At 36.2% G+C, this 9,661-nt stretch carries 6 protein-coding genes and 1 pseudogene; 5 read left to right on the top strand and 2 right to left on the bottom strand.

All coding sequences use genetic code 11. The features are described from left to right. From F6K13_RS06525 to F6K13_RS06510, 4 genes and pseudogenes are all read left to right on the top strand, one after another. Positions 1–436, top strand: a pseudogene (locus F6K13_RS06525) (ATP-binding protein); the annotation flags it as partial. A gap of 1,044 nt (positions 437–1,480) precedes the next feature. Continuing rightward, positions 1,481–2,545, top strand: coding sequence for a uroporphyrinogen decarboxylase (gene hemE, locus F6K13_RS06520; protein ID WP_124144756.1), 1,065 nt, complete (start codon positions 1,481–1,483; stop codon positions 2,543–2,545). A 40-nt stretch (positions 2,546–2,585) separates the two neighbouring features. After that, complete coding sequence (locus tag F6K13_RS06515) at positions 2,586–2,774, top strand: hypothetical protein (RefSeq protein ID WP_124144757.1); 189 nt, start codon at positions 2,586–2,588, stop codon at positions 2,772–2,774. Between the two features lie 1,266 nt (positions 2,775–4,040). Further along, positions 4,041–4,997 (top strand): NAD(P)-dependent oxidoreductase, encoded by a 957-nt coding sequence (locus tag F6K13_RS06510; protein WP_124147543.1) that lies wholly within the window; start codon positions 4,041–4,043, stop codon positions 4,995–4,997. Positions 4,998–5,465: 468 nt separating this feature from the next. On the opposite strand, the gene F6K13_RS06505 is transcribed toward F6K13_RS06510, so the two are convergent. Beyond that, positions 5,466–6,425 carry a DUF192 domain-containing protein gene (locus F6K13_RS06505; protein ID WP_124147544.1) on the bottom strand — a complete coding sequence of 320 codons (960 nt, stop codon included), beginning with the start codon at positions 6,423–6,425 and terminating at the stop codon, positions 5,466–5,468. 373 nt (positions 6,426–6,798) lie between these two features. After that, a complete protein-coding gene (locus F6K13_RS06500; RefSeq protein WP_205127555.1) occupies positions 6,799–7,218 on the bottom strand; it encodes a Uma2 family endonuclease in 420 nt (139 codons plus the stop codon). A gap of 96 nt (positions 7,219–7,314) precedes the next feature. Here F6K13_RS06500 and glgX point away from each other — a divergent pair, with 96 nt between their 5' ends. Then, a complete protein-coding gene (glgX, locus tag F6K13_RS06495) occupies positions 7,315–9,435 on the top strand; it encodes a glycogen debranching protein GlgX (RefSeq protein WP_124147545.1) in 2,121 nt (706 codons plus the stop codon). Positions 9,436–9,661 lie beyond the last annotated feature (226 nt).

Here is a 9,661-nt window from a genome sequence, read left to right as displayed (position 1 = left end):
AATAGAAATAATCAAAGAATATAAACTACAAGACCGAGAAAATTGGTTGAATTTAAACAATATGTATATAGGCAATCCCTTATACTTACAATATATATGTACTTTAATCAAAGATATCTTTCAAGACCTAGTATCTCAATTGATAGCTGAAGGGAACTTAATTATCACAGAAGAAATGAAACTACTTTTCGACACCTCATATCAGAGAATGTCAGACGTAGAAAAACAAATAGTTTTAACAATAAGTAAATGCGATGAAAATGTTTCAATAGAAGACTTAAAAAAATCCTGCTCATTGTCCTCTATAGATATTGTCAATGGATTACAATCCCTGAAAAGACGATACTTATTACATCAAATAAAAACTAACAATAGCTTATTTAGCCTACCTTCCTTATTCAAAGAATATATTAAAAACTTTCAGATGCAAAACTAAACTATAAGTGCTTTACACAAACAATACAGACAATTAAATAGCAATAGTAATTAAACTGTCTTCTTGAAGACGGCAATTTTAATTTGAGCTTCCTGATAATTTTTATATCTACCAAATATATAGCGTTTATCAAGTTACTGAAGTACAATTATTTTTCTTCTTTTCTATTCCCAGTTTCCCGAATTACTACTCTGTACGGACGTTGTATGCAACTACTCCCTACTCCCGAGCAATAACAGTTGTTTTTCTTCTTGTCTGTTCTCAGTTTCCCCAATTACTAGGATCTACTCCCTACTCCCTAAAATCAACGAATTCTTTACCTCACTCTTCTTGGGAATTGCTATAGTAATTAAACTTTGTTCTTTAAGACCAGAATTGATTAAAAATTTGGCAATTTAAACTAGAGGTTCCTGATAATTTGTAGATACACAAAATATACCAATCCATATTTATATAAAAATTAGTCTGATACCAATTCCCAACAAAAATACTAAACTTTCTCAAAACTTCAGATATTTGGTAAAAAGCCAGATTAAGTAATTTTTTTGGTACTGGTGAAAAGTAATTGTAGAAGCTAGGGGAAAATAATTTTTTCGCAACTCATTATCAAAATACTCTTGGATATTTAGAGGAATCAAAATTTAGGTAAATATCAAGATTAACTCAGATACCATTACTATGACGAACTACCATTTTTTTTAATCATTTTAGTGACGAATTCTTATAACTTACAGCAAGTTCAGTGATTAATATGACACAACTCCGAATAAATATTTTTTGCCTGTCCCCTATCCCCTACTCCCTATTCCCTTTCTTAATAGTAAACTTTCGTTACAATCCAAAGTCTACTATTTCCACAGATGTCACGTCCTTGTAAACTTAACTAATCAGGACAATCATATTGACCTACTGATACTGATATAGCAGAAGGCAAAAGGGAAAGGCTATCTTGAAAATTTGAGTTTGAGACTTTTGTTATGTCCCAACCTTATGCTTTGCTAGCTATTTAGATAAAAAATTTGAGAAGTAGAAGGTAAAATAAAGATGGCCGAATCAAGCCAACTACCATATTTATTACGAGCAACTAAGGGTGAAGTCTTAGACCGTCCACCTGTATGGATGATGAGACAAGCAGGACGTTACATGAAATCTTATCGAGATTTACGAGAGAAATACCCCTCATTTCGCGAGCGTTCCGAAAACGTAGATATTGCTGTGGAAATATCTCTGCAACCTTTCCACGCATTTAAACCTGATGGAGTAATTTTATTCTCAGATATCCTCACCCCACTTCCAGCAATAGGCATTGATTTTGATATAGTCGAAAGTAAAGGACCAATAATTGACCCTCCTATTCGCACTCAATCTCAAATTGACCAACTTCATCCCATCGAACCAGAAGAGTCTCTACCTTTTATCAGAGAAATTTTACAAATTCTCAAAAGAGAAGTTAAGAACGAAGCAGCAATTTTAGGCTTTATTGGGGCACCTTGGACATTAGCCGCTTATGCTATAGAAGGTAAAAGTTGTAAGGATTATACCTTTATCAAAAGAATGGCCTTTTGCGAACCAGAAATGTTGCATCAGTTTCTTGGCAAACTAGCAGACGCGATCGCCGTTTATGCTCGTTACCAGATAAATAGTGGAGCACAAGTCATCCAAATGTTTGATTCTTGGGCAGGTCAACTTAGTCCTCAAGATTATGAAACTTTTGCCTTGCCTTATCAAAAACGAGTAGTCCAACAGGTTAAGGCAACTCATCCAAACACACCTTTTATTCTTTATATTAATGGCAGTGCTGGATTGTTAGAGAGAATGCCCCAAACTGGTGTTGATATAGTTAGTGTAGATTGGACAGTAGACATCGGCGAAGCAAGACAGCGACTAGGTAAAAATATTGGCATACAGGGAAATATAGACCCCGGCGTACTTTTTGGTTCTAAAGAGTTTATCAAATCTCGCATTTTGGAAACTATCCGCAAAGCAGGCAACCAAGGTCATATATTAAATTTAGGACATGGTGTTTTGCAAAAGACCCCTGAAGAAAATGTAGAGTTCTTCTTTAAAACTGCCAAAGAGGTCAGCAATTTACTAGCAGTAACTGCTTAATTAAATTCAACCTTATGTAAGATTTCCATTAATTTTTGTTTTGTCTAGGGGTGGGTTTATACTCGCCCCTATATTAATAGCAGAAGGAAGAGGGAAGAAGGAAGAGGGAAGAAGGAAGAGGGAAGAAGGAAGAAAGAAAAATATTGTGTTGTCTGAGTTTTATAGCGGTTTTCATTTCGGTAGACTACAGTTAGTACGGGCAACCCAAAAGCATTTTTGGCGTTGCTGAAGTAAGGAATGAAAGTCAACTTTGAGTAAGTTTTCAGCCAAAACAATAGTGCAAACTATACCTATTTCTTTCTATTTAGTCACCGAAAAACTCCTTTCTACCTAATGACTCCTGACTCAGTCCTTCTGTGAAATCATACATTTATTCAGAAACGGTGCATTTTTCTACTACCTACTCCCTACCCCAAAATAATTAATTTTGTGGTCTACTTAAATGAAAAGCACTTTCAACAATTAATAATTATATCAAATCCGTTTAATTCGGTATAAAAACATTCTTTATCTTCACCATTACCAAATCTTCATAAATTTTTTCCCTCCTGACTCCTGAGGACTGACTCCTGACTCCTACTTCAAAAGATTTTATACCGATGCTACCGGATTTGATATTACCTCTCCTTGAAAAGAAGAGGATTGACGCGATAGGGAAAATTTTTTTTCTCTTGGTCGATTGGATATGCGGAGGAGACCCGTTCTTGCAGACCCGCTCCGAAGATCGCCATCCAACCCTTCGGAAAGTTCCGAAGATCGACCGCTTTTTTTCTCCTTTAAAGGAGAGACTTTCAAACTTAATTATTCGGTAAGCTTTTGATATGTCAAATACAATAATGGCAACTGCTATATTATTCAACTTATTAGGGATTATTAGGGACTTCCAAGTAAAAAAAATCTCATTGCACTGAACTTAGAGGGGCAGGGAGTAGGGAGTAAAGAGAGTCTAAGAATTGGATAATTGATTTTTTGCTATTGCCTTATTTATCTCATCATTTAGTTTCTTGGTAACAAATGTGAAACTTGATTTAGGCAGGGTATTTTGCCTTGCACTCTGACGGACATCAAAAAGAAATTCCGACAATTACTCCTATTATTTATAATATTATTCGATGAAATTAGTATTATACCAATTCCCATGGATTGATTCTATACTTATGTAACACTTCAGTTATTAATTACTTAATACTGGCTTTATCACTTTTTTGGTGATTTGAGCCAATTCAATGTTAATTATTCTTATTTTTACTGCTATCCTACTCCCCTACCCCCCTACTCAAAAAAAGTAGAAAAGTTTTTGATAAATGGTATTACATATTCCGATTTTTCCCCTTAGCTAAAATCCAAATTTTTGACCTAAAATAGCTAAAAAAGAGGGTACACCTCTGTGGATACATAAAATTTATTTGCTATAGTCTTAGAAGATAGTATCAAGAGTCAAAAATTACTTATAACCGGAATTTTACCTATCATCTAAAACTTAAAATATTTTTTTATGAGCCATAAACGGATTTTTGTAACGGGTGCTAGTGGGTGCATCGGTCACTATATTGTTGAGTCATTAATTCAAAATACTCAACACGAACTTTTCTTATTAGTACGAAGTCCGGAAAAGTTAAAAGTTGATTATAAAGCTCGTTCGGGTGTAAATCTTTTAACAGCAAATCTCCGAGAAATTGAAAGATTTTCAGACTTACTTTCAGAAATTAATGTAGCTATTCTCATTGCTACTGCTTGGGGAAACTTACAGGAAGTATTTGATATAAATGTTGTCAAAACAATTAAATTAGTCAAATTACTTAATCCAGAAGTATGTGAAAATATTATCTATTTTTCTACAGCTAGTATTCTTGATAGTCAAAATAAATTACTTAAAAAAGCTGGTGAAATTGGCACTGATTATATACGATCTAAATATGACTGTATGTATCAGTTATCTCGACTCAAAAATGTACCTCCTCTAACTTGTCTTTTTCCTACTTTAGTTTTAGGTGGAGATGACAAAAAACCTTATTCTCATCTTTCCTCTGGTTTACCAGAAATAATTAGATATATTGGTTTAATTCGGTGGTTAAAAGCTGATGGTAGTTTCCATTTTATTCATGCTGAGGATATTGCTAGAGTCGTTAATTATCTAGTAGAAAACCCACCCCAGTCTCAGGAACTTCAGAAATTAGTTTTGGGAAATACACCAGTTACAGTTAATCAGGCAATTACGGAAATTTGTGCATATCTGAAGAAGCGAATATATTTCCAGTTTAATTTGTCTCCTTGGTTGATAGAACTAATAATTGTAGTATTTCAAATTCAAATAGCTGCTTGGGATAGATTTTGTTTAGAATATCGTCATTTTACATATCAAAATCCAGTTAATCCAGCTACTTTTAAACTACCAATTTCTTGTCCTACTCTTGCTGATATTTTGAGAACTAGAGATATTTTCCATAACTGAAAAACTAGAAAGTTCTCAACTGCTAAAGTCAGAAAAATTTGTTCGTTTCATTTTCTGAAGCTCAAAAAAATTAGAGGAAATTCCCTGGGAATAAACAAAAAACTGTGATAGTATAAATTTATAAGGTTAAGCTCGCCTATATAAATGACTTTTGATTCAACCCAAAAACAGGATCACAGAGTTTTATACATAGAATGTGGCGATGGATGATCTGGAGAAGTTCGCCATATCTTGAGAACTAGAGATATTTTCCATAACTGAAGAAATACAAAGTTCTCATATCCTAAAGCCAGAAAAACTTGTTTGTTTCATTTTCTGAAGCTCAAAAAAATTAGGGTAAATTCCCTGGGAATAAACAAAAAAATTGTGGTAGTATAAAACTATAAGGGTGGCCCTGTCTATACACATGACTTTTTATTCAACAAAAAAAACAGCACTTAATTAGGCTAACCATCAAAACACAAAAAATTAGATAGCCAAAAAAACAGGCTGAATATCCAAGCGATCGCCAACCCTTAAACCCAACTCAGTAGATCTTCCCCCCCTCAACTCAATCACTCCATCCACAGGAACATTAGGTCCATAAGTAGGACAAGGTTCAGATTCACAAGGAGGTAAATTAGAAAAAATTGCCTGTACCTCCCCATTCCTCAGAAACACCATATCCAGATTAATAAACACATTTCTCATCCAAAAATTCACAGTCCGAGGAGGGTTAATCTCAAACAACATTCCTCGATCCTCTGGCAACTCAGTCCTAAACATTAAACCTATTCCCTGTTCAAGTGGAGTTTGTGCCACCTCCAAACTAACCGTTTGACCAGAAAAACTTGCCTGTGCTGAAATAGGTAACATTTGACCCAACTCCACCTCACCAAAAATAGAACTAAAACTTGACTCCTCAAGACTTGTCACCCCTGACAAAACTGCCAAATATTCTCCCGTTACTCGGTCTTGAATAATAGTATTACTCTCAGAAGAAATAATATTCAACTCACTAAATTGTAAGCCACCAGTTAGGATTAGGCGATCGCCACCATTACCAAAATCAGTAATTACATCTGCATCTGTAATATTTACCGCACCAGTAGAAGATAGACCCCCACGTCTACCAATAGCAAATAAATCATCACCCTCACCTCCACTCATAGTGTCGCTGCCCAAGTCACCAATTAACCAGTCAGGGCCAAAATCTCCAAACATCAAGTCATTTCCTTGCCCTCCAAAAATTGTATCAGCATCTTGTCCACCGTATATAATATCATCCCCTTGATTACCTTGAAGGACATCAGTTCCCTGATTGCCGAAAATTTGGTCATTACCCCCGAAACCTTGAACAATATCTTTACTTGTCAAAGCAGCAATTATGTCATCTTCAGGAGTGCCACTGAGAAAATCAATACCTGGTGTACCTTGAATATTAGTCATCAGATTTTATGTTTATATCAATTTTCAGTTATAGCAGAAGGAAGAAGGAGGAAGAAAAAATCTGGTGTTGTCTGATTTTTAAGCTTTTGATATATTTTAACCTTTCCTTCGACTACTATATCTTTTCTCTTTTACAGTAGTATGGATGTTTAATCAATTTTTTTTAATCGCGTTGGTATTTTGAATTTATTGTAGTTCATCCATCTCAAAAGCGTTATAAATTTTTAGCTAAATTAGTAATATTTTTAATTCTAATTAACTACCAAATTACTGACATATCTAAAACCAACCCTGATCAAACATCCTCACCAGATAATGTTTGAGGCGAGTCTAATATTTCCACATCTTTACCAGCACGATAAATTTATAGTTGCTAATTTTTGGGATTAATCAACCAACCTAACTGCATTCCATTTTCCAGATATTCTTTCATTTTGTCTCTGGTTTCAGACAAGCTGTCGAAAGGTGACATTAATTCGATTAAAAAATCAGGGCAAAGAGGTAAAAATTTTGTTCTTTGTTCAGGTGTTAAATTATTCCATTTTTCTATAGGTATCCAGGGAGTATCGGGAGAACGGTTAGCACAATTAAGGAGTTTAAAACCTGCGGATGTATTCTCCCTTACCATTTCGATCGCTTCTCTGAGAGCTTTTCTTCCAACTTCGCCACAAAGCCAAGTTTCTCTTTTGACTGCCTGTTGAAGAGCGATCGCTTGTCTTGGCAATAGTAACTTTTGGCTGGCTATTCTAATGCACCATTTAAGGTGTGTCAGTCCACTACCAATAGCGTTCATGCGTAATTCCTGATAAAATCTAAATGCTTCTTAGCTTACCTAAAACCTACAACCGAGAACCAATAACCTATTCCCCCATCTATTTAATCAAAAGTCATGCAATTAGATCGTATTGATATTCACCCTACCGACAGTCACGGTGACTTCAAACTGCGTAGTGGGAAACCCTTCCCATTTGGTGCAACTCTGGTGCCTGGAGGAGTGAATTTTTCTATATTCTCCTCTAATGCCACATCCTGTACATTGGTATTGTTTCAAAAAGGTGCTCTCCAACCAATGGCAGAAATTCCCTTTCCTGAAAAATTTAAAATTGGGAACGTTTATTGTATGATTGTCTTCGACCTGAATATAGAAAATATTGAATATGGCTACCGGATGGACGGACCAAATAACTTCCAGGAAGGTCAATGGTTCGACAAGAATAAAATTCTCATGGACCCCTACGCTAAGATTATTGGGGGTCGGGATGTTTGGGGAGTTTTTCCTAACTGGGATGACAATTATCAACATCGAGCGAGAATTGCTTATGATGATTTTGACTGGGAAAATGACCGTCCTCTAGAAATTCCACCAGAAGACCAAATTATCTATGAAATGCACGTTCGTAGTTTTACCGCTCATCCCTCTTCTGGAGTCAAACATCCCGGAACATTTGCTGCCATCCGCGAAAAAATTCCCTACCTCAAAGAATTGGGTGTTAATTCAGTAGAATTGATGCCTATCTATGAATTTGATGAGTTTGAAAATTCCCGCCCCGGCCCAATTACAGGAGAAATGCTCTACAATTATTGGGGTTATAGTACGGTCGGATTTTTTGCCCCAAAAGCAGGTTATGCAGCTACAGGCAAGTCAGGGATGCAGATGGATGAGTTAAAAACTCTAATTAAAGAACTGCATAAAAATGGAATTGAAGTGATTTTAGATGTTGTATTCAATCATACGGCAGAAGGGAATGAAAACGGTCCGACAATTTCTTTCCGGGGTATTGACAATAAAGTATATTATATGCTAAAACCCGAAGGTTATTACTATAACTTTAGTGGCTGTGGTAATACGATTAACTGTAATAATCCCATCGTTCGTGGTGTGGTATTAGATTGTTTGCGTTATTGGGCAAGTGAATATCATATTGATGGTTTCCGGTTTGATTTAGCTTCAATTCTTGGTCGTGACCCCTGGGGGGCACCATTGGCAAATCCTCCACTTTTAGAAACCCTGGCTTTTGACCCAATTTTAGCTAACTGTAAATTGATTGCAGAAGCTTGGGATGCAGGAGGTTTATACCAAGTAGGTTCTTTTCCAGCTTTTGGACGTTGGGCAGAATGGAATGGTAAGTATCGCGATGCAATTCGCAAATTTATTAAAGGTGATTGTACTGTAGGGGAAATGGCACAAAGATTACAAGGTTCCCCAGACTTATATGCTTGGCAAGGTCGCGCTCCGGCAACATCTATTAATTTTATTACCGCCCATGATGGTTTCACTTTGGCCGATATGGTTTCTTACAATGGGAAACATAACGAAGCTAATGGCGAAAATAATAATGATGGTGCTAATGATAACGAAAGTTGGAATTGTGGGGCAGAAGGTTGGACAGATAACCCGGGAATTAATGCTTTGCGTAGCCGTCAGATGCGAAATGCGATCGCGATTATGATGGTTAGTCAAGGTGTGCCTATGTTGCTGATGGGAGATGAAATAGGACGTAGTAAACATGGTAATAATAATACCTACTGCCATGACTCGGAACTAAATTGGCTTAACTGGGAATTTCTCAAAACTAATGCTGAGTTATTTAGATTTGTGAAAAACTGCATTGCATTTAGGAAAGCACATCCAGTATTAAGAAATCGCAACCATTTCAGAAATCAAGATTATATTGGTAGTGGTTATGCAGATATTACTTGGCATGGAACCCAGGCGTGGAATGTAGATTGGTCTGAAAGCTGTCGTACTATTGCTTTTATGCTCTGTGGCAAACACGCTAAAGAAGGAAAACAGACAGATAACTATATTTATGTCGCAATGAATATGCACTGGGAAAGTCTTTGGTTTGAAATTCCTGGTTTGCCACAAGGAATGCAGTGGCACGTTTTTGCTAATACTGCCTGTCCATCGCCAGAAGATGTTTGGGAACCTGGTAAAGAACCTGTTTTGGAAAATCAGCATGGGTTATTACTTGGCGATCGCTCAGTAGTTATTCTGGTAGGAAAATAATATTATGTTTGGTTGAGACGAAGGAGTCAGGAGGGAAGAAAGAAGAAAGGGAAAGTTTTTTTATCGCTAGACATCTAGTAAAAATCCAAAATAAAATCAATTATTTCTCCCTGTTCCCTGTTCCCTGTTCCCTGTTCCCTGTTCCCTGTTCCCTGTTCCCTGTTCCCTGTTCCCTGTTCCCTGTTCCCTGTTCCCTGTTCCCTGTTCCCTCGCTAATGATATGATA

The organism is Okeania sp. SIO2B9, from assembly GCF_010672505.1.
Lineage (GTDB): Bacteria > Cyanobacteriota > Cyanobacteriia > Cyanobacteriales > Microcoleaceae > Okeania > Okeania hirsuta.
The sequence above is the reverse complement of the archived record's forward strand: the minus strand, read 5'-3'. Positions and strand labels throughout refer to the sequence as shown.

What these genes read in the sequence shown, in the direction of transcription:
- hemE (WP_124144756.1), top strand. Translation starts at nt 1,481, where the DNA reads ATGGCCGAATCAAGCCAACTACCATATTTATTACGAGCAACTAAGGGT.
- F6K13_RS06510 (WP_124147543.1), top strand. Translation starts at nt 4,041, where the DNA reads ATGAGCCATAAACGGATTTTTGTAACGGGTGCTAGTGGGTGCATCGGT.
- F6K13_RS06505 (WP_124147544.1), bottom strand. Translation starts at nt 6,425, where the DNA reads ATGACTAATATTCAAGGTACACCAGGTATTGATTTTCTCAGTGGCACT.
- F6K13_RS06500 (WP_205127555.1), bottom strand. Translation starts at nt 7,218, where the DNA reads ATGAACGCTATTGGTAGTGGACTGACACACCTTAAATGGTGCATTAGA.
- glgX (WP_124147545.1), top strand. Translation starts at nt 7,315, where the DNA reads ATGCAATTAGATCGTATTGATATTCACCCTACCGACAGTCACGGTGAC.